Source organism: Streptomyces sp. NBC_00358, assembly GCF_036099295.1.
GTDB lineage: Bacteria > Actinomycetota > Actinomycetes > Streptomycetales > Streptomycetaceae > Streptomyces.
Genome location: NZ_CP107976.1, coordinates 8,663,363 through 8,687,238 on the forward strand (window position 1 = coordinate 8,663,363; position 23,876 = coordinate 8,687,238).

At 73.0% G+C, this 23,876-nt stretch carries 16 protein-coding genes and 1 tRNA gene; 10 read left to right on the forward strand and 7 right to left on the reverse strand.

All coding sequences use genetic code 11. The annotated features are described in order from the left end of the window. The first annotated feature begins 66 nt into the window (after nucleotides 1–66). On the forward strand, nucleotides 67–498 hold the full coding sequence (locus OHT01_RS37105) for a hypothetical protein (protein ID WP_328557499.1): 432 nt from the start codon (nucleotides 67–69) through the stop codon (nucleotides 496–498). 260 nt (nucleotides 499–758) lie between these two features. Then, a tRNA-Met gene (locus tag OHT01_RS37110) sits at nucleotides 759–832 on the forward strand. Between the two features lie 81 nt (nucleotides 833–913). Here the strand turns inward: OHT01_RS37110 and OHT01_RS37115 are convergent. From OHT01_RS37115 to OHT01_RS37135, 5 genes are all read right to left on the reverse strand, one after another. Beyond that, complete coding sequence (locus tag OHT01_RS37115) at nucleotides 914–2,137, reverse strand: cytochrome P450 (RefSeq protein ID WP_328557500.1); 1,224 nt, start codon at nucleotides 2,135–2,137, stop codon at nucleotides 914–916. Between the two features lie 157 nt (nucleotides 2,138–2,294). Continuing rightward, on the reverse strand, nucleotides 2,295–3,488 hold the full coding sequence (locus OHT01_RS37120; protein WP_328557501.1) for a cytochrome P450: 1,194 nt from the start codon (nucleotides 3,486–3,488) through the stop codon (nucleotides 2,295–2,297). A gap of 53 nt (nucleotides 3,489–3,541) precedes the next feature. Beyond that, nucleotides 3,542–4,057 carry a flavin reductase family protein gene (locus OHT01_RS37125; RefSeq protein WP_328557502.1) on the reverse strand — a complete coding sequence of 172 codons (516 nt, stop codon included), beginning with the start codon at nucleotides 4,055–4,057 and terminating at the stop codon, nucleotides 3,542–3,544. Then, nucleotides 4,054–6,198: a tetratricopeptide repeat protein gene (locus OHT01_RS37130; RefSeq protein WP_328557503.1), complete on the reverse strand. Its 2,145-nt coding sequence runs from the start codon at nucleotides 6,196–6,198 to the stop codon at nucleotides 4,054–4,056. Before OHT01_RS37130 ends, OHT01_RS37125 begins: the two co-directional genes overlap by 4 nt. A gap of 11 nt (nucleotides 6,199–6,209) precedes the next feature. Continuing rightward, entirely contained in the window at nucleotides 6,210–7,370 is a 1,161-nt protein-coding gene (locus tag OHT01_RS37135) for a hypothetical protein (RefSeq protein ID WP_328557504.1), read from the reverse strand. Between the two features lie 397 nt (nucleotides 7,371–7,767). On the opposite strand from OHT01_RS37135, the gene OHT01_RS37140 reads away from it, so the two are divergent. Continuing rightward, nucleotides 7,768–8,325, forward strand: coding sequence for a flavoprotein (locus tag OHT01_RS37140; protein WP_328557505.1), 558 nt, complete (start codon nucleotides 7,768–7,770; stop codon nucleotides 8,323–8,325). Between the two features lie 128 nt (nucleotides 8,326–8,453). On the opposite strand, the gene OHT01_RS37145 is transcribed toward OHT01_RS37140, so the two are convergent. Both OHT01_RS37145 and OHT01_RS37150 read right to left on the reverse strand, forming a co-directional pair. After that, entirely contained in the window at nucleotides 8,454–11,399 is a 2,946-nt protein-coding gene (locus OHT01_RS37145) for an ATP-binding protein (RefSeq protein WP_328557506.1), read from the reverse strand. A 223-nt stretch (nucleotides 11,400–11,622) separates the two neighbouring features. Continuing rightward, nucleotides 11,623–14,682, reverse strand: coding sequence for an AfsR/SARP family transcriptional regulator (locus tag OHT01_RS37150; RefSeq protein ID WP_328557507.1), 3,060 nt, complete (start codon nucleotides 14,680–14,682; stop codon nucleotides 11,623–11,625). A 307-nt stretch (nucleotides 14,683–14,989) separates the two neighbouring features. Between OHT01_RS37150 and OHT01_RS37155 the strand changes: the two genes are divergently transcribed. The 7 genes from OHT01_RS37155 to OHT01_RS37185 all read left to right on the forward strand — a co-directional run bounded on the left by OHT01_RS37155 (nucleotide 14,990) and on the right by OHT01_RS37185 (nucleotide 23,860). After that, nucleotides 14,990–15,727, forward strand: a complete 738-nt coding sequence (locus tag OHT01_RS37155; RefSeq protein ID WP_328557508.1) for an IclR family transcriptional regulator — start codon at nucleotides 14,990–14,992, stop codon at nucleotides 15,725–15,727. Nucleotides 15,728–16,594: 867 nt separating this feature from the next. Then, nucleotides 16,595–18,073 carry an MFS transporter gene (locus OHT01_RS37160; protein WP_328557509.1) on the forward strand — a complete coding sequence of 493 codons (1,479 nt, stop codon included), beginning with the start codon at nucleotides 16,595–16,597 and terminating at the stop codon, nucleotides 18,071–18,073. After that, nucleotides 18,070–20,361, forward strand: coding sequence for a S9 family peptidase (locus OHT01_RS37165; protein ID WP_328557510.1), 2,292 nt, complete (start codon nucleotides 18,070–18,072; stop codon nucleotides 20,359–20,361). Before OHT01_RS37160 ends, OHT01_RS37165 begins: the two co-directional genes overlap by 4 nt. Nucleotides 20,362–20,415: 54 nt before the next feature. Further along, nucleotides 20,416–20,541 (forward strand): hypothetical protein, encoded by a 126-nt coding sequence (locus tag OHT01_RS37170; RefSeq protein ID WP_328557511.1) that lies wholly within the window; start codon nucleotides 20,416–20,418, stop codon nucleotides 20,539–20,541. 81 nt (nucleotides 20,542–20,622) lie between these two features. Next, nucleotides 20,623–22,590 (forward strand): RiPP maturation radical SAM C-methyltransferase, encoded by a 1,968-nt coding sequence (locus OHT01_RS37175; protein WP_328557512.1) that lies wholly within the window; start codon nucleotides 20,623–20,625, stop codon nucleotides 22,588–22,590. A gap of 74 nt (nucleotides 22,591–22,664) precedes the next feature. Then, entirely contained in the window at nucleotides 22,665–23,327 is a 663-nt protein-coding gene (locus OHT01_RS37180; protein WP_328557513.1) for a DUF5825 family protein, read from the forward strand. An 80-nt stretch (nucleotides 23,328–23,407) separates the two neighbouring features. After that, nucleotides 23,408–23,860, forward strand: coding sequence for a flavodoxin family protein (locus OHT01_RS37185; RefSeq protein WP_328557514.1), 453 nt, complete (start codon nucleotides 23,408–23,410; stop codon nucleotides 23,858–23,860). Nucleotides 23,861–23,876: the final 16 nt, after the last annotated feature.

Here is a 23,876-nt window from a genome sequence, read left to right on the forward strand (position 1 = left end):
CGCCGATTCACAGCATGCTGGTGGGAGACGCGATCATGTCGTCCACATTGGGGAAGGCGAAGCTCCATGGACGCATCAGAGCAGGCACCGGATGACCGGCCCCTCGACCTGTACCTCGAAATGCTCCGCCTGCGTATGGCTCCGGCGGACTACGCGCTCTTGCTGCGCATGGTCGAGCCCGTACTCGAAGCGATCAAGGAGGAGAGGGTCGGAGCGATCGAACTGTGTTTGGACGGCGAGGAACCTGACAGCGTGCCCCAGGAGGTCCGTGACGAGGCCTCCCTCGTGGTCGCCGTCGCCGTCACGGGACGCCTGGACAACCGGATCGTCGAGCTGGAGACCGAGGAGATCGGTGTCGTCCGGGTCGTCACGGATTCGGGCACCGCGGACGATCCCGAGCGGTGCAAGGAGATCGCCGACTTCATCGGAGAGCGGCACCGCCAGGACGAGGAATTGCGCGGCATCGCCGAGGTGAGCGGTCTGCCCACCGACGTCTGATCCCTCGCAGCGCCCCGGCCTGTACCCCACCTCCGGAGACCGGCCGGTCGGAGCGCTGCCGACGCCAGCAGCCTCGGCCCGCACCGGGACGGCCCGGCCCGGCCCAGCCCGGCCCCGCGCCTTCGCGCGCGGGGCGAACCGGTGCTGCCGGGAATCCTGGCCGGACGGTCTGCCGGACGTCGAGGACGCCCTTCGGTACCCCCGCGCCGGCGATCATGGTCTTCAGGCGGGAAAAGATGACGTAGAGTTGAGTTCAACGACGCGGGGTGGAGCAGCTCGGTAGCTCGCTGGGCTCATAACCCAGAGGTCGCAGGTTCAAATCCTGTCCCCGCTACTCGAAGACCGAGGGGCCGACATTTCGATGTCGGCCCCTCGGTCGTGTTGTACGGCCGAAGGGCCGGACCCGGTGATCCGTCTACCGGGTTACCAGCCGGCCGGAGAAGTTCTCCGGGACGGGGGCGAAGCGGAAGGCCATCGTCACCGAGTCCGCGTCGGGCACCGTCAGCCGGTAGCGGCCGCACAGCAGATAGCACAGGGCCATGAGCTGGACGGTGCCGATGCCCGCGCCCACGCATTTCTTCGGGGCCCAGCCGAACGGCACGTAACAACCGCGGTCGGCCGGTCCGTGCGGCGCCCCGGGCAGGAACCGGTCCGGATCGAAGCTGTCGGGCTCCTTCCAGACGCGGGGGTCGCGATGGATCATGTGCGGGCTCAGCAGATACCACTGACCCTTCTCCAGCCGCGTCCCGCCCAGGTCGAACGGGAACAGCGACCTCCGTACGAGCAGGAGCGGGGGACTCCACAGCCGCAGCACCTCCTTGACGAACCGGTGGGTCACCGGTGCCGCCCCGGTCGGTGCGGCACAGAAGTCCGCCCGGCTCAACTCCCGCAGTTCGGCGGTGATCCGTTCCTCCCACTCGGGATGGCGGGCGAACTCGTAGAGCAGGCTCGCGGCGGCGACGCCGGGCGGACCGCCGATGGCCGTGAGGACGGTGGTCACCACGTCGAGGGCCCGGTCCATGCCGAGTTCGGGGAGCAGGTCGACGATCGGATCGGCCAGATCCTGTCGGCGGGGCCGCTTCCCGGAGGCGCGGTCGCGCAGCACCCGTCGTACGACGAGACCCGAACGCACCTGCACCGCGACGAACTTGAGGTGGTGCCAGGCCCCGCCCTCGTCACGGGAGACGAGCCGGAGCAGCTTCTGGTCGAGATCGCGGCCGACCAGTGCGGCTTCGGCGTCCGTGATCCCCGACAGCGCGACCGGCAGCATGGAGCGCAGCGCGACCTCCTGGGTGAGCATGACCAGGTCCACGTCGTCACCGAGCCGGGCGTCGATGATCCGCTCCATACGGGTCAGCAGACGGTCGTTGTGCTCGGCCGTGGCGAGGCCGTGGAGTTGGGCGAGCCACGCGGCACGTATCCGTGCCCACGGCACCGGCGTGCTGGTGCGCCGCCGGACCATGTCGATCAGGCGGTCGTGCATGACGTAGTGCTTCCAGTTGACGGCACTGACGCGGCGTGCCGCCTCCGGTTCGAAGATCGCGAGACGCTCGTCGTCGATCCAGAAGATCCCGTCCTCGGCCGCGCTGCGCAGCCGCAGATCGTGCAGGAAGTCGTCGGCATGCTGCGGAGTGGTCATCGTCGGCGTTCCCCTTCGTGGTGAGCGGGGAGCCGCTGTCGGGCGGCTCCCCGCGCCGGGCCGGATCAGATGTGGTGGTACAGGTACCAGAACGTGCCGTAGATGCCGCGGATGTTGAGGGCGGACTTGACCTGCCGGTACAGAGAAGTCACTGGGTTCACCCCCTTTCGGGGCAGCCGTCGGGATGGTCGAGCGTCGCCGTGAAGCGGGGCGGCGCCAGCGCGGGACCCACATGGGGTCCGTCGCCGTATGAGGTGACCGACAGGCGCCAGTCACGGGTGATGACCCGCATCAGGTCCTCCAGCAGCCGCATGGTCACCGTGGCGCCGGCGCAGCTGTGCGGGCCGTGTCCGAACGGGAGGAAGGCCGGATCGGGTACGGGCTCGGCCCAGCGCCGCGGCAGGAACTCGTCCGGCCGTTCCCAGTGCCGCGGGTTCCGGTGGACGAGGTAGGCGCAGACGGCCACCTGGTCGCGCGGGGTGACGGTCAGACCGGACAACTGGTGCTCGCGGCTCGGGGTCCGGCCGAACAGCCAGGCGACCGGCCACAGCCGCATGGCCTCGCGGACCAGCCAACTCGGCTCAGCCGTACGGGAGTCCGGGTGCAGGCCGGTGAGATAGACCGACCAGCCCAGGGCGAATCCGATCGACCCGACCGTGGCGAAGAGGAACGACAGGTACACCTCGGCGAGGTCCCGGACGTCCGCCGTGCGGCCACCGCCGAGAACGGTCACGTCGAGGAGGTCGCGCGGCTCCTCGGAGTCCCTCGCGCGCCGGGCGTGGATCTCGTCCAGCAGGAGGCCCAGCGCGCGGCGCCGGAAGAGCAGCCGCGACAGCGGCGAGTACTGCTCGCGGGCGCCCGCCAGCACCGCACGGCCGACGATCTCCTCGACGGCCGCGCGGAGCCGGCCGGGCGTGTCCGGGCACAGCAGCGCGTCGCGCAGATGCCGGTGGACCAGCAGATTGCCCGCGTCGGGCCAGTCGCTGCGCGGCGCGAGCCGTTCCGCGACCAGGCCCGGCAGTTCGGACCGCCGCTCCCGCAGATGCCGGCGCAGCAGCGTCCTCGCGTTCCGCCCGATCTCGATCTGCGCGCCACGGGGTCCGAACACCCCGTGGCGGGTGCGGTAGAAGTCCGAGGTCTCCACGACCGTGGCACGGCGGTTGCCCAGCACGTCACGGGCGGCGGCCGGGTCCGCGACGCAGACCGCCCCCGACGCCGTACGCCAGACGTCGCGGACACCGTCGAACTCCTCGGACAGCTGGGTGAGCGGGTCGTCCCGGCGGTGGGAGCGAGCGCGCCCGCGCCCGCGATCGTTCCCGGCGCCGGTGCCGTGTGGGGCGGACGGTTCCATGGGGTTCCTCCTTCGGGGCGCGGTGGCGGCGGCGCGCCATGGACCGGGTCCGGTCACGATCGCGGCAGTCGTACGGTGGTGCCGTCGAAGCGGATCAGCGGCGCGGCCTCGCGCACGCCGCCGTACCGGCCCGGACGGCCCAGGACCAGCGTGTGGTCGGCCACGGTGAAGGTGTGCTCGACCTGGCAGACCGCGGTCGCCAGTGCCCCTTCCAGGAGGGGCACTCCTTCGGTGAGGTGATGGGCGACCCCGGCGAACCGGTCGCCGGGCGCCGTGGCGAAGTGCTCGGCGAGCTGGGCGTGTTCGGCCGGGAGCACGTTCACGCCGAAGGAGCCGTACTCCTCCAGCGCGGCCAGGGTGCGGCTTCCCCGGGCCAGCGAGACCAGCAGCAGCGGCGGTCGCAGCGACACCGAGGTGAACGCCGTCACCGTGCAGCCCACCGACCGCCGGTCCCGTCGGCTCGTGACCACGGCGATCCCGGTGGCCCAGGCCCGCATGAACGCGTGGAAGCCGTCGCGGCGCGGCAAGGGCGCCGGGACCACATCCGACGGCAGCGGAAGCGCGGTCACGCCGCACCGGCCGTCAGTGCGGGGCCCGAAGCGGCTCGGGCGGCGTCCAGATCGGCGCGCTCGGCCGATCGGTCACCCAACGCACGGTGGCACAGGGCGCGTTGGCTCAGCAGCTCACCCACGTCGGCGCCGGGGAGGGCGAGCCCCCGCGTGTAGTCGGCCACGGCCGCCTGCCACCGCTCCGCCGCCTGGTACACGTAACCCCGGTTGTACAGCAGGTCGGGGTTGCCGGGTTCGGTGTCGACGGCACGCGTCAGGTGGTCGAGTGCCGTGTCCCGATCGCCGGACTCGAAGGCGAGGGTGGCACGGCTCGCCAGCGCCGGAACGCAGTCGGGGTCGGCCTCCAGCGCGAGATCGAAGTCCCGGAGGGCCAGGTCGGTTTGTCCGGACTCCCAGGCGAGTTGGCCCCGCACCTGGAGCAGGCGCGCCTCGGCCGGATCGAGCCGCAGTCCCTCGTCGAGCAGCGGAACGACGGCCTCGGAGTCGCCGTTCTCCAGGAGCAGGCCGACGAGGTTGACGCGGGCGTCGGCCTGATCGGGTTCGAGTTCCACGACACGTGCCAGGTCGGCGATCGCGCCTTCGGTGTCCCCCAGTTGGGCCCGCAGGTCCGCCCGGTTGAAGTGGACCTCCCAGAACGGCGGGCTGAGCGAGACGGCCTTGTCGTAGTCCGCAAGCGCGGCGGCCCGGTCGCCCAGTTTCCGGTGGAGGTCGGCCCGGTCGAAGTAGTAGTCGGGATAGTTCGGGTCGAGCGCGATGACGGCCGTGTGGTCCGCCAGGGCCTCGGCGAGCCGGCCCAGGCCCGCGTGGACCCGGCCGCGGTTGTGGACCAGGACCGAGCGGTGCAACCGGTGCCGTTCGGCCGGAAGTTCCCGGTCCAGACGCTCCAGTCCCTCGGACACGAGGGCGTACGCCACGTCGAGATGGCCCAAGTGCATCTCCACCAGGGCGAGTCCGTTGCGCTGGAACACGGAGTGGAAGATCCGCTCCTCCGGTTCGGGGAGCAGCGACGCGAGAGTGATCGTGTTGCTGAGATAGGTCTTCGCCAGGTGATGGTCCCTCAACTCCCGCGGGTGCAGCCGGGTGTAGAGCATCGCCATGGCGTATCCGGTGAACATCTGCGCCATCGGCAGCGCGTAACGTGCCCGCACCTCCAGGTAGAGCGACTCCGCCTCCCGGGTACGTCCGAGCAGCGCCAGGGACGAGGCCATCTTTCCGCTGAAGTCCCAGTACCTCTCGGCGTCCTCGGGATCGGTGAGGGCCCTGGCGCGCGGGGCGAAGCCGAGGATCGCGTGCCAGAACCCGAGCCCGGCGCAGTAGTAGATGGCCTCGTGGAGAGCGTCGCCGCCCGCCTTGGCGGGGTCGCGGCCGTGTTCGAGGTGGTAGGGGACCGCGCCCAGGCGCAGACTCCAGTCGCCGTCGCGCACCAGTCGCGCCGCGCGTTCGTCGTGGAGCCGCGCCCGCAACTCCGGTTCCGCCGCCTCGTAGGCGGCCAGTGCGGCCGGATCGTCGGAGGTGCCGTCCGAGTCGATGTAGGCGCGCAGGAGTTCGCCCACCGTTGTGCCGGTGCCGGTGCCGGTGCCGGTGCGGGTGTCCGGCCGGGCAGGGACCGCAGCCGCGGGACGTGCGTACCGGGTGAGTGCGGAGGCCAGCTCGTCGGTCACGTCCTTGCCGCGGGTGCCCACGGTGACGGTGATCGCCGTCCCCTGGGTGCGCCGCAGAAGGATCGCGAGGAACTCCTGGTCGGTGTGGTCGGCCTCGTCGACGTCGGTGAACTCCAGCACCAGTGGCCCGGACGCACGCCGGGTCACATACGAGGCGAGGAGTTCCGTCAGTCCGTGCGCCAGCCGGCGGGTGCGGACGGCCGCGTAGATCCGGGTGCGTTCCTCGGGCACCGCGAGCGAGGTGAGCGTCTCGGGCGCGGCGCCGATGCGGTCCTTCAACTCCGGTGCCACCGAAAGGATTTCGATGGCGTGCTGGCGTACGAGCTCCGGGCTGCCTTCGTGGATCACGGGCACCAGCGCCCGCATCAGCGTGCCCGCTCCGGTGTACGGACCGCGTAACCGGCGATGGCAGCTGACCGCGGCATCGGCCGGAGCGGACCCCGGCCGGGCGGGACCGGAGTGCCACACGTGGGTGTTCATGGTGACTCCCTTCAGGACGTTCGGGTGCGGGCACGGGCCGCCTCGCGGCGCGAGACCAGGATCAGGAGGACGGCTTCGACGGTGAACAGACCCAGGGAGGTGACCGAGTCCCAGAACCGGGCGCCGCCCGCCGTGCCGTGGGCCAGCCGCGGACCCATCCGGGTCACGAAGCCCACCATCAGCGGAATCACGGCCAGCACGGCGGTCGTCAGCAGGAAGGCGACGCCCCCGAGGGTCAGGGCCGCGAACCAGGGAGCCATCAGCCGGTCGCGCGGCGACCAGGCCGACTCGTCGACGGGCGGGGGAGGCCGGACACCCGGGAGCCGGCTCAGTCTCTCGCGCAGACGGGCGGAGGCCGCACCGTGCAGGTCGGTGCAGCCGAGCAGCGTCGTGAAGACGTAGTACAGGTCGGTGCGCAGGAAGATGTAGAACTGCCAGGCCAGCCGGAGCAGCACGGTGTACGCGACGGCCAGAGCGGGCCCGGCCGCCCAGGACGGCCCCGCCAGGCCCACCAGAGTCAGCGCGCTGTACAGCAGCACGTCGCCGACCATCCCGGCGAGAAAGGGCACATAGCGCCGGCTTCGCGGAACGCCGTACAGACCGTCGAGCCGCGCCTCCACCACCACGAAGAAGAGCCGTCGGCTCACCGACAGCCGGGTAGGCAGTCCGAGCCTGCGGCCGGCCAGCACATGGAAGAACTCGTGCCAGCTCACGGCGGGCAACTGGGCGAACGCCAGCGAGAGTTGGACGGCCACGAGGGAAGGGCTGAAGAACACGATGTCGGGGCGCGGCCTGATCCCGGGATGCGTCACCAGCGCCAGGCCGCACACCGCCGTGAGTGCCGCGTAGGCAGCCCAGGCCACGGGCGAGAACGCCCACGCGCCCAGTCGCCGCAGCCGCACGGGCGCCGGTGCGGACGGTTCGTCGGCGCCGTCCCTGACGAACCCCAACTCGCGCAGGGTGGAAAGGAAGTCGCCCATGTCGACCGACTCACCGAACTCGGCGGAGTACCAGCGGGCGGCCTCGTCCAACGGCATGCCGTCGGTGAGCCGGCGCAGCAGCGCCGCACCGTCGTCGGGGAGCACGGCGTACGACTGGATGTCGAAGCGGCCGACCACGACGCCGTCGCGTTCGTCGACGAACGTCAGCGGGTGGAATTCGATGGCTGACATGGCGTGACGGTCCTCCTTCGCCTTCGCCTGCCGGGTCGTCGCCCGGCACGATCGGTGACCGGGTGGTACGGCCCGTGCCCCTGCCGCCCTGGCCCAGTGGACAGGGTCACGGACCGATGTCGTCAGCAGCCGACGAACGTGTAGACCTGTGCGGACGACGTGAGCTTGATGGAGCCCGTCTTGCGAACCGTGATCTTCTTCATGGGATTCACCTCCCTGAGCGGATCGGGTCATTCGCGGAGAGGACCGCCGAATCGGCGGTTCGGTGGACGACACTGTCATCGCCGCCGCCGTACGGCATGGGGGAAAATCCCCCGCATTCACCGGGCGGTCGGCGACCGCGCATGGGGGTGCCGCCCCCATGCGGCGCGACGCCGGCGGTCGGCAGGGTGGGGGCATGCGAGACGACACCCTGTCCGTCATCGCCTGCGGATCCAGCGCGGCGAGTCAACTCCCGGTCTATCTGACGTGGTTGCGTCAGGAGATCGACCTGGACCTGCGGGTGCTGCTGACCGGCAGTGCCGCACGGTTCGTCCAGCCGCAGGTCGCCGAGTGGTACGCCGACGAGGCCTACACCAGCGACGATCCGGCCCTCAATCCCACCGAGTTCGCCAAGCGGTCCGCGGCGGTCGTCGTGCTGCCCGCCAGCGCGAACACGCTGGCCGCCGCGGCGCTCGGCCTCGCCGCGACCCCGGCCCAGACGGTCCTGCTGGCCACGGAACGGCCGGTCCTCTTCTTCCCGAACATGAACCGCGCCATGTGGGCCAAGGCGCCCACCCGACGCCATGTGGCCACCCTGCGCGCCGACGGCCACACCGTGGTCGATCCGCAGGAGCAGGTCGTCTTCGAGCTGTGGCGGCGCGAGAACGCGCCGGGGATCACCATGCCGCCGCCCGACGAGGTGGCGCGGACGGTCGTCACCTGGCTGGAGAAGATCCTTCCGTCGGACGGCTGACCGCCGACGGCCGGCCGCGTGACCGGCCGATCGGGCGGCACCCCTAGGGAGGCGTGAACGCCCCTTGGGTGAACGGCGTTCCGGGCGTGGTGGGCGGCCCCCAGACATAAGGGGGCCGCCCGAGGTCCCTACCGCTCGCCCCGGTTCAGCCGGGCCGCGTACGCGTTGAGCGCCGCCCGGTTGGGCTGCTCGGTCTTGAGGATGAGGCTGGCGACGTGCTTCTCGACCGTCCGGGGGGAGATGAACAGCCGGGCGGCCAGACTGCGGTTGTCGGGCCGGTCCGTCATGAGGAGGAGGACCTCGTACTCCCGTTCCGTCACGCCGAGCACCCGCAGTCGCTCCGGCACCCGCCCCGCGGCCACCCGATGGGGGACCACCACACCGACACGGCGCAGCAGCGTCCGGCACGAGCGGGCGACGGCCGGGACTCCCGCCTGGTGGAAGTACTCCTGGGCGCGGCGCAGCCACGGCACCGGATCACCCCACCGGTCGGCGCAGGCCGCCTCCCCGACCAACCGCAGACCCAGATGTACGGCCATGGCGTACGGCTCCCCGAGCCGTGTGGCCTCCGTCCTCGCCGCGGCGGCCTCCGTACCCCGCCCCTGACGGCCCAGCAGGACGGCCTGCGCGAGCAGCAGGAAGTGCCGGTTCCACCGCAGCCGGCCCGCCTCCGCCGCGGCCACCACGGCATGGTCCGCCGCGTCGGCGTCTCCCGCGAGCACGTCGAGGAGCAGACCCAGTCCGAACCGTCCCGCCAGCGGATACGGCGCCGGTGCCACGGCCTCCCGTGCCGCGGCCTCGGCCAGGTCCAGGCGCGCCCGCTCCCGGTCCTCGGCCAGCAGCGCGCCCACGGCGCCACCCAGCCCCCGGACCAGCGGCGACCACGGTGACGCTTCGGAATCCGGGAACCGCTCCATGTCGGGACGGAGCCCCTGGTGGGCCGTACGGATGCCTCGCACGGCCGCCAGGAAAAGGGCGTCGCCGCCGGACAGTCCCGGGCCTCGCGCCTGCTCCTCGCAGGCCTCGGTGAGGGCCTCCGCCGCCGTGTACTCGCCCCGCAGCACATGATCCAGACTCAGCAGCAGGTCGGCGCCGGTCGTCACGGCCGTCGCGCCCAGGTGCCGGGCGTGCCGCCTCGCCCGTACGAGTGACGCCCGGTCCCCGTCGGTCAGCCACCGCTCACTCGCCTGGTCGGCCATCGCGCGCAGCCGCCACAGCGGCAGTTCGTGTACGTCGGCCAGGTCCCGCATCCGGTCGAAGCAGAGCACCGCGGTGTGCGAACCCCGCTGCTGCGCGAGTAGGCCCCGTACCCGCCAGGCCTCGCAGGCGGCCAGCGGCAGGCCGGCCCGTTCCGCCTGGTCGGCGGCGCGTTCGGCGAGCCGTTCGGCCTCCCGCGGTGAACTCGGCAGGAGGCTCGCCCCCACCGCGTTCACGGGAGCCGTGTGCCGGTCTCCCGCGTCCGGTCCCAGCACCGTGCGCGCGGCGTCCACGTGCGCGAGCCCCTCGGCCGGCCTTCCGTCGGCCCGGCAGAGCCGGGCCAGCCCGGTGTGCAGCATCGCCACGCGTTCGGCGTCCACTCCCGGACCGCCCAACTCGTCCAGGGCGCAGGCGAGTCCGAGACCACGGGCGGTCTCGCCGCGCGCCTCCAGCGCCGACAGCAGCGCCGCGAGGACATCGGCGCGCAACCGCAGGTCGTCGCAGCCGTCGAGGAGTTCCCACGCGACGGTCAGCAGATCGGTCGCCGCCTCCGCCCGTCCCGCCGTGAGGGCCCGGCCGCCCGCCTCGGCGAAGCGGCGTGCGGCTGCCGGACCGTCGTCGGCCGAGCGCAGGAGTTCCGCGCTGTAGCGGCACCAGTCACCCGGCAGCCCGGGGTGCAGTTCGCCGACCGTCGCGGCGCCCCGCCCGGCCAGCGCGGCCCGATCCGCCGGCGTGAGCCGGCTGAGCAGGGCGGCCGCCGTCATCGGAGCGCGAAAGGCGTACCAGTCCGAGGTCGGACCGTCGGCCGTCAGCAGCCCCGAGGAGACGGCCGACCGCAGATACGCGAACAGTTGCGGCTCCGGGACGCCGAGGGTCCGGCCGAGCACCGAGACGGGGAACCGTTCGCCGAACACCGCGGCGGCCGACAGCAGCCGGCATCCCTCGGGTCCGAGCCGCTGGGCACGCTGGACGATGCTGTGCTCGACGGCCGGCGGCACCGCGGGGACTCCCGTGCCCTGCGGACGTCCGGGGTGGTGGTTCGCGATGACACCGTCGGCCGGCGCCATGCTCAGCAACTCCTCGGCGACGAACGGGTTGCCGCCGCTGTCCCGGTACAGCCGGTCGATGCTCTCCTCCGGCAGCGGGGCGCCGCCGGTGCCCGCCGAGGCGGCCAGCCGGACCACCTCCGCGCGGTTCAGCCGATGCAGGTGGAGCAGGGTGCCGCTGCGCCGCCGGGCCAGGGCGCGGGCGAGATCCCAGGGCGCGCCGGGCCCGGAACGGAAGGTGACCAGCAGGACGATGCCCTGCCGGTCGATGTTGTCGGCCAGGTATTCCACCACCGCCAGCGTGTCCGCGTCGGCGTCGTGGAGGTCTTCGAGCACGAGCAGCGCGCCCCGGCCCTCCCCGGCCGCCGCGACCAGTCGCAGCACCGACTCGGCCAGCAGCACCGGTGAGACGTCGGGGACCGCGGCGCCGCCGGGGCCCTCGGGTGCCGCCGGGCCGTGCTCGACCGCGGGCTCGGAGTCGTACCCGTACTCGGGGACCAGGCGGCCCAGGACGGAACGGTAGGAACCGAGAGCCCGGCCGTCCGGTCCCTGCCCGTCACGGAACAGCCGGGCCAGGGCCTCGGCCAGCGGGCGCAGCGGCACGGCCGGTCCGACCGGGCTGGCCCGGCCCTCCAGGACCCGCATACCGTGCTCGCCTGCCGACCGGGCCGCCTCCAGAGCCAGCCGCGTCTTCCCGATGCCGTCCTCGCCGGTGACCAGGACCGTCCGGCCGTGCCCGTGGCGGGCCCCGTCCAACGCCTGTTCCAGTACGCCGAGTTCCGGTTCACGGCCCACGATCACCGATAAGCCTGAAACATCCGATGTCGACATGCACACCCCCGTATGCAGACAAGTCGTGTTCGTTCGGATCTTGATGAGCGCGGCGGACGGCGAAGGGGTCGGCTCCGCGCGGCGGCGTGCACCGGGCCCAAGGCTCCTCGCGCCCATCGACCGCCCCCGCGATGCGGGACTGCCGGAAGGCAGCGTGGTGTCCGGCACGGGTCGTGTCACCGCCGGTTCCGTTGAGCGGACCGGGTGACGGCGAAATCCGGACTCAGGCCAGGGCCGAGCCCGGCCGGTGGGGAGAGCGGACGGTACCGGGGCGGGACCGTCCGGCCGTGGCCCGGATGTGGGGGAGGCGGAGCCGGGGGAGCAGCCCGGTACGCAGCGGATCCGTGTCGGCGAGGCCGAGCCGGTCGGCGATGGCCAGCGCCCGCGTCCAGGCGCCGTGGGCGGCGCGCGGGGCGGAGCAGGCGTGGTGGATGTCGCCGAGGCAGACGAGGCTCACGGCCTCGCTGTGGAACTCGCCGGTCCGGTGGAACAGAGTGACGGCCTGCCGGTAGCAGTCGACGGCCTGGGCGTACTGGGCGAGATGGTGGTGGATGTAGCCGAGGCTGTCCCAGGTGTGCGCCTGACCGTTCAGGTCACCCGTCTCCTCGGCCAGCGTCAGCGCCTGCCGGCAGTGGACAAGTGCCTGCTCCTGGTAGCCGAGTTGGGCGTGCAGCCACCCGATGTGGTTGAGGGCGGCGGACTGGCCGGCCCGGTCGTCGGCCGCCCGGTAGTGCGTGAGGCTGTGGTGGGCGTGCGCGAGGGCCTCCTGGTGGAGTTGTTGCGCCGCGCTCATCCGGGCGAGGTGCTGGTGGGTGCGGGCCTGTCCGGCGCTGTGGCCGAGCGCGCCGAACAACTGGAGGGCGAGCAGGTAGTGGGTGCGTGCCTCGTCGCGCCGGGTCAGCCGGTCGTGCGCGAGTCCGAGACCGCGGTGCGCGTCCGCCTGGCCCGCCGTGTCGCCCTGCCGCCGGGCGGCGTCCAGGGCGGCGGTCTGTACGGCGGCCAGCGCCCGCCAGTGTCCGTGCCGGTCCAGGAAGGTGGTGAGGGCCGAGGCCAGGCGCCAGGTGTGTGCGTCGAAGCCCTCGGCCGCGGCCCGGTCCGCGACGGCGAGGAGCACGGGAAGCTCGCTCCCGTACCAATCCTGAGCCTGCTGATGATCCATCAGTTCCATTGGTTCGGCGCCTGGTTGATGGGGCGGGAGCGGTACCGGACGGGGCTGGGGGGTCAGCAGCACGTCCGCCCGGTGCGACGTGTGGGTGTAGTGGTCCAGCATCCGGAGCGTGGCGTCGCGCCGGACGGTCGCGCTGTCGTGCGTGGCGACCAGCTCGGCGGCGTAGGCGCGCAGCAGGTCGTGGAAGGAGTAGCGGCGCGAGGCGCTCTCCGTCAGCAGGTGCCCACGCACCAGTTCCGCGAGCAGCGGGCGTATCTCCGCCGGTCGCGCACCGGCCAGCGCGGCGGCCGCCGGGAGTCCCGTGTCGGGTCCGGGATGCAGTCCGAGGAGCCGGAACACCCGGGCGGCCTCGGGGCGCAGCGCGTGATACGACCAGGAGAACACCGCCCGGATCTGGCTGGCCGGCTCCCCGCCGTCGAGGGCGTCGAGCCGGCTGTCGGCCAGCCGCAGCTCCTGGGCGAGCCGGGCGAGCGGCAGCCGGGGTCCGGCGGCGCCCCGCGCGGCCACGACGGCGAGCGCGAGGGGCAGCCCTGCGCACCGGTCGACGATCTCCCGCACGGGCGACGGCTCCGCCTCGGTCCGTTCGGTGCCCAGCCGGGCGGTCAGCAGGTCCAAGGCCTCGTCGGGGGTGAGCAGTCCCAGGGCGAGGAGGTGGGCGCCCTCGGCGGCGGCCAGGCCGGTGAGCAGGTTGCGGCTGGTCACGAGTGCCATGCAGCCGGGCGAGCCGGGGAGCAGGGGGCGGACCTGCTCTGCGTCGCGGGCGTTGTCGAGCACCACGAGGACGCGCCGCCCGGTGAGCAGACTGCGGTAGAGACCCGCCTGCGCGTCGAGACCCACCGGGATGCGGCTCGGCGGCACGCCGAACGCATCGAGGAAGCCCCGCACGGCCTCCGCCGGGCCCATGACCGTCCCGCCCGGCGCGAATCCGCGCAGGTTCACGTACAACTGCCCGTCAGGGAAAGCGCCTTGTGCGCCGCGCGCCCAGTGCACGGCCAGGGCGGTCTTCCCGACGCCCGCGGTACCGGACACGGCGCAGATCACTACGGCCCGCGGTCCGTCGTCCGTCGCCGCGAGCAGCCCGTCGAGCCGGGCGAGTTCGTCCTGGCGACCCGTGAAGCCCCTTACACCCAGGGGAAGTTGGGTCGGCAACTCGTCCGACCGCGATGGTGCGGCGGGCGGCGGAGGAGATGGCGGAGGCGGCGATGTCGGCGCGGTCGGTGGAGCGTGGGGCGTCGGGACGAGGGACAGGGCGAGGGTGGCGTCATCGGCTGTGCCACTGGGGGTCGGCCACGCCGCAGGCCGGGACAGCCGGCCGCGCAGGATGGCCTGGTGGACCTCCCGGAGGGCGGGCGAGGGGTCGGAACCGAGGTCCTCGGTCAGCCGCCGGCGCAGAGCCGCGTAGCAGTCGAGGGCTTCCGCGCCGCGGCCCGAGGCGTGCAGCGCGCGCATGAGGGCCTCGCTGAGCGGCTCCACCAGCGGATACTCGCCGAGCAGATCGCCGAGCGGGCCGATCACGGCGACCGGGTCTCCGGCCCGCAGGGTCAGTCGGGCCCATCCGACGGCGGCGTCGATGTGCTGCCGCCGCCATGCCTCGCGCACCCGCGCCGCCCACTGGCCGCTCAGGCCGGCGAGCGGTTCGCCGCGCCAGAGCCCGAGGGCCTCCCGCAGCAGGGATGTCCGGGCGTCGTCGGACCGCCCAGTCTCCCGGGCCCGCCCGACGAGGTTCCGGAAACGCAGGATGTCCACCTGGTCCGGGCGCGCTTCCAGGACGTATCCGCCGGACCGGCGCACCAGCCGGAACGGCACCCCGTCGATCCCGTCGAGCCGCTCGCACAGCCGGCGGATCCGCGCGATGTGCGCGTGCAGGGCCCGCCGCGCGCCGTCCGGGGGCTCCGTGCCCCAGACCCGGGTGATCAGGACGTCCGTCGCGACCGGCAGAGCGGTGTCGACGGCCAGCGCCGCCAGCACGGCCCTCCGTTGCGGGGGACCCACTTCTCGCGCGTGTCCGTGCTCCGCGAATTCCACCGGGCCCAACAGCCGTAATTCCAGCACGATGTCCGCACCCCCGTGCAGATCGCCCTTCACCGTCGCGCATCCGCCAGTGCTGGGCGACAAGTTATCGACAACGTTGCGACCAACGCTCGGAGGCCACGCTGAAGGCGCGGCGGAATCGCATATGCCCGCGACCGCCGTGGTGGGGAAGGGACGCGATACGGACCCGCTCCGGGCACGACCGGCCGGGGGTGACCACGTGCTCGCGTGGCGCGCGCGGCCGGCCGTCGGTCCGTCGTGGAGCGCAGGGGAAGTGACGGGGGAGTGTGACGAGACGATGGACACGCATGAGAGGCAGCGCACGGAGACAGCCGTCGCGAGGGGGTCGGACCGATACCCGGCGCGGCACGCTGACCGGCAGGTGCAGTCGGTGCAGTCGGTGCGGCCGGTGCGGCCGGTGGCCGTGCCGGCCGCGGACGCCGGTGGACGGAGCGTACTGGAGGGCGCCTTCGGGCTGCTGGGAGCGCTGGAGCGGGCCCAGGTCGCGGGTCTGACCCGGCTCGCGGCGGACTGCGGTCTGCCCAAGACCACCGCTCACCGGCTCCTGGAACAACTGGTGGACCTGGGCGCGGTGGAGCGGTGCGCCGGCGGGTACCGCATGGGGCCGAGGCTGTTCCGGCTCGGCCAGCGGTGGCAGCCGCACCCCGGACTCAGAGCGGCGACCTGGGAGTCGGCCCGACGTCTGGCGCAGCTGACGGGTGCGATGGTCGGCGTGAACGTACTGCGGGAGGGGCAGACGCTGGTCCTGGACTGGACCGCCGGCGAGCCCGACACCGTACGCGATCGGCTGCGCCACGATGTCGTGTGGCCGTGGTTCACCGCGGCGGGCAAGGTGCTGGTCGCGGGCGCGCACCCGCGGCTGCCGGTGGGTCCGCAGCCCGCGGCCTGGGAACGGGAGGCGGCCGTCGTCCGGGAGGAGGGCGTCGCCTTCGACCGTGAGGAATTGGTGACGGGCGTGTGCTGTGTGGCCGTGCCGCTGAAGGGTCCCGGCGGTGTCACGGTGGCGGCGCTGTCCGTCGTCACCGACTCCGGGCACCGGCTGGACCGTCTCGCGGACGTCGTCCAGCGCGCGGGAAGGGCGATCAGCGCGGGCCTGCGGAGCCGCTGACGGCGAGCGCCCGGACTTCCGGCCGCGCAGACAGGCCTCGCGGCCGCACAAAAAAGTACCGCCTCCGGGATGACCGGAGGCGGTACTTGTCGAGCGCCGGGCAGGCCTTGCACCTGCATCTCCCCGCAGGAAGCGGGACGTCTTTCCTTGGACCACCAACGCCGGGCTCGTCACCGAGTGTTCGGCGCGGGCTCAAGATCGATCATATCAGCTCCCCGGAGGGGCCCGAGTCCTCCCCGCCGGGCCGAAACGCGCGGGGTGAAGTGGAGTGATTGATTACTGTTTGCACGGACGTGGCGCGCATTGTCGGCCAATAACCGAGCTTGATCGTGCCGTTCGCCGTGTGGCACCGGCGCGTTCCCCGTGGCCGGAAGTGGACGGCGGCGGCGCCGGTTCCGCGCGGCCGGGCGGGGTGGCGGTTGCCCGGTGCAATCGACATCGGGTGATCGGCGCGCCGGACGCCGCGGACCCGTGGTGCGGGTGTGCGCGCAGGTGACGTACGTCGGCGGGGGTGCGCCGAGTGTAATCCGCTCCTGCCGGTCGCTGCGCGGCGGCGAACGAACACGGGGACGGTTCCCCCTCACGGGCAACCAGCGGGGCGTCGGCCGGGCCCCGCGCGGCCGGGGTGGGCGCGGCCCGTCGTCCTCCGGCCAATGCGCCCGGCACCGGCCCGGGTTCCCGTTCCGTAGGGCCCTTGTCGCTGTCGGTGGCCGGTGATTAGGCTCCGGCTCACTTTCGCACTTCGTACACATTTTCTGCACTCGCGGACGAGCCGGACATGGCTGGTCCGTCGGTTCCTGGCGCGTTGCGCGACCTTCCGGCCCGGGAGTGTCGTGGGTCGGCACGGGGAGCACGGGGGAGGTGGGGATGGCTGACGAAGGTGCGGCGGCGCAGCCGTCCAGGGGCTCTCGCGGCCGGCGCGGGCGGCGCTCCGCCGCCGCGGCCCGGCTGACCTCCGACCGGGGCCGACGCGATCTACGGCTGCTGTGGCTGACCAACGCGGTCGACGGCCTCGGAACCCAGACCTCCGGAGTCGTGTTCCCCCTGCTGCTCCTGCACCTGGGTCACGGCCCCGCCGTGGCCGGTGCGTTCGCCAGCGCCGCCGCTCTCACGGGCGTGGCCGTCGGCCCCCTGGTCGCCGTGCCCGCCGACCGTGGCCACCGGAGACGGATCATGATCGCCTCGGCACTGCTGGCCGCCGCGGCCATGGCGGGCCTCGCGGTCGCCGTGGCGCAGGGGCGTACCGCGTTGTGGATTCTCGTGTCGCTCGCCCTCGCCGAACGGCTGTGCGCGGTGGCCTACGAGGCGGCCGGGCGCGGCGCACTCGTCCATCTCGCCGCCGATCCGGACGAGTTGCCGCGGATCGCGGCCGGGATACAGACGGGCGACCAGGCCGCCCTGGTTGCCGGCCCCGCCCTCGGCGGTGTGCTGTTCCAACTGGCCAGGCCCCTGCCCTTCCTGGCCGACACCGTCTCCTACGCGGTCACGGCGCTCGGCGTCCGAGCGATCCGCACCCCCGTCGACGCACCGCGCGAGCGGCGGGGCCCGTACCCCGGCGTCCTGCGGAGGATGCGCGCGCTGCCGGGCGAGGCCGGAGCCGGGCTCGCCCTCGTCGCCCGCTCCGCCGTACTGAGGCTCGTGGTGACCTGGACGTCGGTGGCGAGCGGTGTGGTGACCCTGCTGTCCTTCACCGTCCTGTTCGTGCTCGGCGCGCACGGCGGTACGGCCTCGACGGGACTGGTTCTGGCGGTCGCGGGAGCGGCGGGGCTGCTCGGCTCGCTGCTGTCGGTGCGGGTCGTGCGACGGTTCGGACCGCGCCGCGCCCTGGTGACGACGACCTGGCTGCTGATCGTTCCGCCGGCCGCGCTCGGCGCGGCCCACGGTCCCTGGGCCTTCGGGGCGGCCTTCGCGGGGCTGTGTGTTCTCGTGCCGGTGATCACGGTCGTACTGTCCAGTGCCGCGATCGCCGCCACGCCCCGCGAGGCGCAGTCGCGGGCCGGCGCCGTCATCGGGTCGGCGGCGGCGCTCGCCGCCGCCGGAGCGCCGGCCGCCGCCGCGGCCCTGGTGACCGAAGTGGGCCCCCGGGCACCGGCGTTGCTGTGTGCCGTGGCCGTGACCGTGCTCGCCGGATACACCCACATCACCGCCCGCGGGGCGCTCACCCCGGCCCCGGCCGACGCGGCCCGCCGACCCGATGACGCGCCCGAGCCGTCGTCCGGGACTTCGCCCGAGTCTTCGACGGGGACCTCGGCCGCCCCCTCGACCGGGCGCTCGGCGGGACCCTTCGCCGGACGTTCCTCCGGGCCTTCGGCCGAACCCTCGACCGGGAAGGAGCGACGGCCATGACCGATCCGTACCGGGTGTTCCGCGGGGCTCTGCCGGACGTCTGCTCCGACGACCCGGCCCGCATGGTCTTCGTCGGCGACGCCGAGGGGCGCTGCGAGGTGTTCACCTGGGACGCGGACGCCCGCACGGTCCGCCAGGTCACCGACCGCCCCGGCGGGACGGCGCACTGCGCGATCGACGCCGACGCCCACGTGTGGTGGTTCGAGGACGACGCGGAGGGGAACGGCCGTTGGTGGTTCCGGGCGTTCGAGGGCGGACCGCGGCTGCCCGCCCTGCCCGGAGCGCCCGCCGGGCAGCCGCGCGGTCTGGCCATGGCACCGGACGGGACGGTCGCGGCGGCCGTCGCCGACGCCGACACCACGACCCTCCTGGTCGGACGACGCGGCCGCGCCCCGCGCGTCGTGCTCCGCACGCCTGCCCCGTTCCGGCTCGCCGGCATCAGCGCGGACGGTGATCTGCTCGCCCTCGCGGCGGCGCCCGGGGACGACCCGGCGGTCACCGTCCTGACCGCACGGGGCGAGCCGGTGGCCGTGCTCTCGGGGAGTGGAGAACCTGGACCATCAAGGGGCGGAGCCCTCTCTGCGGACGCCGGGGCTTGGGCTGGGCCTGGGGCCGAGGCCGAGGTCGGGGTCCGGGCAGAGGCAGAGGCAGAGTTCGGGGCCGGGGGCGAGGCAGAGGTCAGGTTCCGGGCTGAGGTCGAGGCCGGGGACGGGGCCGAGGATCGGGCTGAGGTCGAGACTGCGGCCAGGGCCAGGGCCAGGGCCGGGTCTGAGGCCGAGTTCGGGCCTGAGGCCGACGTCAGGCTCCGGGCTGAGGCCGAGGCCAGGGCCGGGGCCGAGGACCGGGCTGAGGTCGAAGTCGAAGTCGAAGTCGAAGTCGAAGTCGAAGTCGAGGTCGAGGTCGAAGTCGCGGGCTGGGCCAGGGGCGACGCTGGAGGTGTGGCGGACGGTTCCGCGGCCGCCGGCGTGGGCGCCTCCGCCGGCGCGACGGACGAGCCCGCGACTCCCGGACCCGAGGACGCGACCGGCCGCCCCGGTGGGCCCGGGGCGCCGGCGCGGCTGTGGTGCCTGGGCTTCTCCCCGCGGCCTGGAGACCGCGACCTGCTGCTCGTGCGGGAGAACGGGCACCGCTATGTCCTGGCCACCTGGACGCCCGCGGCCGGAATGACCGCTCTCCCATGGTGCTCCTTCGACACCGAGATCACCGCCCGCTGGTACCCCGACGGCCGCGCGGTCCTGGTCCGTCAGGAACGGCACGGCCGCTCCCTGCTGCACCGCGTCGAGCCGCGCACCCGTCGCCGTACCCCCGTCCCCACGCCCGCGGGCAGCCTCCTGGACGCGGCGCCGCGCCCCGGCGATGCCCTGCACTACGTATGGACCGACACGGCGCATTCGCCCGTGGCGCACGCCACCGACGAGACCCCGCTGCCACCGGCCGGCCCCGCGACCGTCGTGCCCGGCCACCACACCGACTGGTGGACACCCGGTCCGGACGGCCGGGTGCACAGCCTGCTCAGCCTGCCGGAGCGGCGCCTCGCCGTACCGCCACCGGCCGTCTTCCTCGTCCACGGCGGACCGGCCGACCACGACCGGGACGCGTACGACGCCACCGTGCACTCGCTCGTCGCCTCCGGTTACGCCGTGGTCCGCGTCAACTACCGCGGCTCCACCGGATACGGGCCCGACTGGCGACGGGCGTTCACGGACGGCGTCGGGCACACCCAGGTGCGCGATCTCGTCGCCGTCCGGGCCGAGCTCGTACGGCGCCGGATGATCGCCGGGGACGCGACCGCGCTGTGGGGCGTGTCATGGGGCGCCTATCTCGTCCTGCTCGCCCTCGGTACCCGCCCCGGCCTCTGGCGGGCCGGCGTCGCCGTCAAGCCGGTCGCGGACTGGGCCGCCGCCCACCGCTCGACCACGCCTGCGCTCCGCGCCCTGGACGTACGGCTGTTCGGCGGGACCCCTGACGACATGCCCGAGAGCTACGCGCGGAGCTCCCCGATCACCTACGCGGCCGACGTGGCCGCGCCGCTGCTCGTGGTGGGCGCGACGAAGGACGCCAAGTGCCCTCCCGGACAGATCCGCAGCTATCTCGGAGCCCTGGAGCGGGCGGGAGTACCGCATGAGGCGATGTGGCTGGACACCGGCCACGACGGCTACGACGGCGCCGCCCACGTCTCCGTACTGCGCCGGTCCCTGCGCTTCCTGCACACCCACCTGCCCGCCGCGCACCGGCCGGCCGGTCCACAGCGTCCCCCGGCGCGAGTCGGGGGATCCCGGTCCCACTGAAGCACCAGTGGGACCGGGCCATGCACAGCACCACCCACCGAAGGAGGAACCACCGTGCAGAAGGACATCATCCACAACGACCCGCTCGCGGGCGACGAGGAGAACCGCAGGCCGGGCATCGGCATCACGATCACCATCCCGTTCCGCAACGCCGACGAGGGCGGCGACGACGAAGAGTGACCCACCGCCCGGCCGGCCCGTGGTCCACCACGGGCCGGCCGGGCACCCCTCCCGTTCCCGCGCCCTCACAAGGAGTCGTCCGTGCGCGTCCTTCTGGTCAACATGCCCTGGTCGCCCATCGACCTTCCCTCCCTGGCCCTCGGCATCCTCAAACGCAGCGTCGACGAGCGGGTACCCGGCGCCACCTGCGAAGTGCTGCACGCCAACCTGGAGTTCACCGACTGGATCACCAGCCGCACCGAGTTCTCCGCAGAGGACTACGAGTACTACGCGCTCTCCTCCTACTTCCTCGGCTGCGGCGACTGGGTCTTCTCCTCGGCGCTGTACGACGACCCCGGCTGGCGGGACGCGGAGTTCACCCGCGTCATGCAGGGCAAGCTGCGCAAGTCCCGGATGCGGATGACCCGTCAACTGCACGCACAGGTACCGGAGTTCATCGACGAGATCGCCCGCCGTATCGTCGCGGCCGAGCCCGACGTGGTCGGCTTCACCTCCACGTTCCAGCAGAACACCGCGGCGCTGGCGGCCGCCCGCCAGGTCAAGAAGCTCGCCCCGCACATCGTCACGGCCATGGGCGGGGCCAACTGCGACGCGGAACAAGGAGCTTCGGTCCACCGTAACTTCCCCTTCGTCGACTACGTCGTGCGCGGCGAGGGCGAGCAGGCGTTCCCCGAGCTGCTGACGGCGCTTCAGGGCGAGAAGCCCGAACCGGCCGCGGTCGCGGGCCTGTGCCACCGGTCGGCCGACGGCACCTCCGTCGCCAACCCGATGCCGAGCGGCCCGCTGCCGCCCGCCGCGATCCTTCCCCCGGACTACAGCGGCTACTTCGAACGCCTCGCCGCCTCCGTGGCACGCAACTGGGTCGAGCCCAAACTCGTCGTCGAGGGCGCGCGCGGCTGCTGGTGGGGAGAGAAGCACCACTGCACGTTCTGCGGACTCAACGGCTCCTTCATGCAGTTCCGCAGCAAGAGCCCGGACGTCTTCTACGAGGAGATCATGGACCTCGCGCGCCGGCACCGCGTCCTGGACATGTACGTCGTCGACAACATCCTCGACATGGGCTACCTGAAGACCGTCCTGCCCCGCATCATCGACAGCGGCCACGACCTGCGCATGCACATCGAGATCAAGGCCAACATGCGCCGCCCGCAGCTCCAGGTCCTCGCCGACGCCGGGCTCATCTACGTCCAGCCGGGCATCGAGAGCCTCAACAGCCGTGTGCTGGACCTGATGGACAAGGGCGTCAGCGGCTGCCAGAACGTCCGGATGCTCCGCGACGCGGCCGAGACGGGGCTCTCCGTCTCATGGAACTACCTGCACGGATTCCCCGGCGAGACCGCGCAGGACTACGAGCCCGTCATACGCCAGCTTCCGGCCCTGGAACACCTCAACCCGCCCGTCGACCTGTCGGCCCGCATCGCCATCGAACGCTTCAGCCCCTACTTCAAGCAGCCCGAACTCGGCTTCACCGGCCTGCGCCCCGAGGAGCACTACCGCTTCACCTACGACCTTCCCGAGGCCGAACTGTACGACCTGGCCTATGTCTTCGAGGCGCCCGAACGCGGGATCACCGCGGAGACCGTCGACGAGCTCAACGCCGGGATCGCGCAGTGGAAGAAGCGCCATGTGGACGCGCGCCTGACCCATACCGATCTCGGCGACCGGATCGTGCTGGTCAGCCGGCGTGAGGCCTTCGACTGGCGGACCCTGTGCCTGTCCGATCCGTTCGAGATCGCCGCCTTCCGGCTGCTGGACCAGCCCCACACCGCGTCGGCCCTCCTGCGCAAGCTGAACGACGACCCCGTCGGCTTCGAGGACGTCGTCCAGGAGGACGTCCAGCGGCTGCTGGACCTGTGGGCCGAGCGGGGCCTGCTGTTCACGGACGCCGGGCAGTACGTCCACCTCGCGCCGGCCTCCGTCAACCAGGATCTGCTCCGCCTCGACTACATGGCCCACGCACACCGGCCTCCGCGTTCCGAGCCGTCCGGCACCGCCACCTCGGATCAGCAGGACCCGACGGCACAGACGCCGGCCCCCGCACTTTCCTGAAGGACCGGCCGACGGACCGGACAGTGACAGCCACCGCCGACCGGAACACGACGACCCGACGGAGACCGCACACGATGACAACGCAGACCGCACCGAACCCGGCCGTGCGGGCGTGGCGCGACCACGACGCCGAGGCCCGCCTGCTCCCCGGCATGTCGCTGGGGCGCATCCCGGTCGTGGGCGGCGCCGCCGACGCGGACCGCCTCTGGGAGATGGGCGTACGGCTCGTCGAACTGGAGGAGCCGGTCGACCTCGCGGCCGAGGGCGCCGCCGCGCACCGGCGGGCCGTGGACCTGCTCCGCCTGATCCGCGACCTGACCGCGCGGGCCGTCCAGGTCGACTGGGACCTGCGGCTCCCGCCGGACGGCGACGCCGAGCGGTGGAAACTGCTCTCCCATCTGCACCCGCCCCGCGGGATCACCGGTCTCACCGACGCCGACGAGGCCCTGCACGCCTGGCGGACCCGCCACTACCTCTGCAAGCTGGTGTGGCGTCAGGGCCCCGGTTTCGTGCAGATCCGGGACCGCCGCTGGGGCGACCTGCGCCGCTTCACCGCCGACGAGCCGCACTACCGGGACGCCATCGCCGTGCTGGACCGTGGCGCCGCCCGGACCGACGTGCCCGCGGACGTCCTCGCCGACTTCACCGCCGAACACCTCGTCCTGCACGTGGGAGACCTGGCGTGGTGGCTCCCGTACCGGGTGTCCCGCTGGCTGCAGGAGGCCATGGCCGTCTGAGGGGGCCCGGGCTCAGGAGAGGCCGCGGCTCGGCGGGGTGGTGCTTGCGGTGGTGGCGGGCGGCGCGGCAGGGTGCGGGTGTGCCTACTCTGCTGATCGTGCATCACACACCCTCGCCCAACTGCCAGGCCCTGTTCGAAGCCGTGGTCTCCGGCGCGACCGCGCCCGAGATCGAGGGCGTCCGGGTGGTGCGGCGGGCGGCGCTGGAAGCGACCGCCTCGGACGTGCTCGCCGCCGACGGCTATGTGCTGGGCACCCCGGCGAACCTCGGCTACATGTCGGGCGCGCTGAAGCATTTCTTCGACCTGGTCTACTACCCGTGCCTGGACACGACGGCCGGGCGCCCCTTCGGCTATTACGTGCACGGCGGCAACGACGTCACCGGCGCCGTGCGCGGCATCGAGTCGATCACGACGGGTCTCGGCTGGCGCCGCGCGGCCGAGGCCGCGAAGGTGACCGGCGAGCCCGCCAAAGCCGACATCGAGGCATGCTGGGAGCTCGGCGCGACCCTCGCGGCCCGATTGATGGACTGATCCTGGTGAGTCGAGG

Bases quoted from the DNA above. Each gene is read 5' to 3' on its own strand.
- OHT01_RS37105 (WP_328557499.1), top strand. From the start codon at position 67: ATGGACGCATCAGAGCAGGCACCGGATGACCGGCCCCTCGACCTGTAC.
- OHT01_RS37115 (WP_328557500.1), bottom strand. From the start codon at position 2,137: ATGACCACTCCGCAGCATGCCGACGACTTCCTGCACGATCTGCGGCTG.
- OHT01_RS37120 (WP_328557501.1), bottom strand. From the start codon at position 3,488: ATGGAACCGTCCGCCCCACACGGCACCGGCGCCGGGAACGATCGCGGG.
- OHT01_RS37130 (WP_328557503.1), bottom strand. From the start codon at position 6,198: ATGAACACCCACGTGTGGCACTCCGGTCCCGCCCGGCCGGGGTCCGCT.
- OHT01_RS37135 (WP_328557504.1), bottom strand. From the start codon at position 7,370: ATGTCAGCCATCGAATTCCACCCGCTGACGTTCGTCGACGAACGCGAC.
- OHT01_RS37140 (WP_328557505.1), top strand. From the start codon at position 7,768: ATGCGAGACGACACCCTGTCCGTCATCGCCTGCGGATCCAGCGCGGCG.
- OHT01_RS37145 (WP_328557506.1), bottom strand. From the start codon at position 11,399: ATGTCGACATCGGATGTTTCAGGCTTATCGGTGATCGTGGGCCGTGAA.
- OHT01_RS37160 (WP_328557509.1), top strand. From the start codon at position 16,595: ATGGCTGACGAAGGTGCGGCGGCGCAGCCGTCCAGGGGCTCTCGCGGC.
- OHT01_RS37165 (WP_328557510.1), top strand. From the start codon at position 18,070: ATGACCGATCCGTACCGGGTGTTCCGCGGGGCTCTGCCGGACGTCTGC.
- OHT01_RS37180 (WP_328557513.1), top strand. From the start codon at position 22,665: ATGACAACGCAGACCGCACCGAACCCGGCCGTGCGGGCGTGGCGCGAC.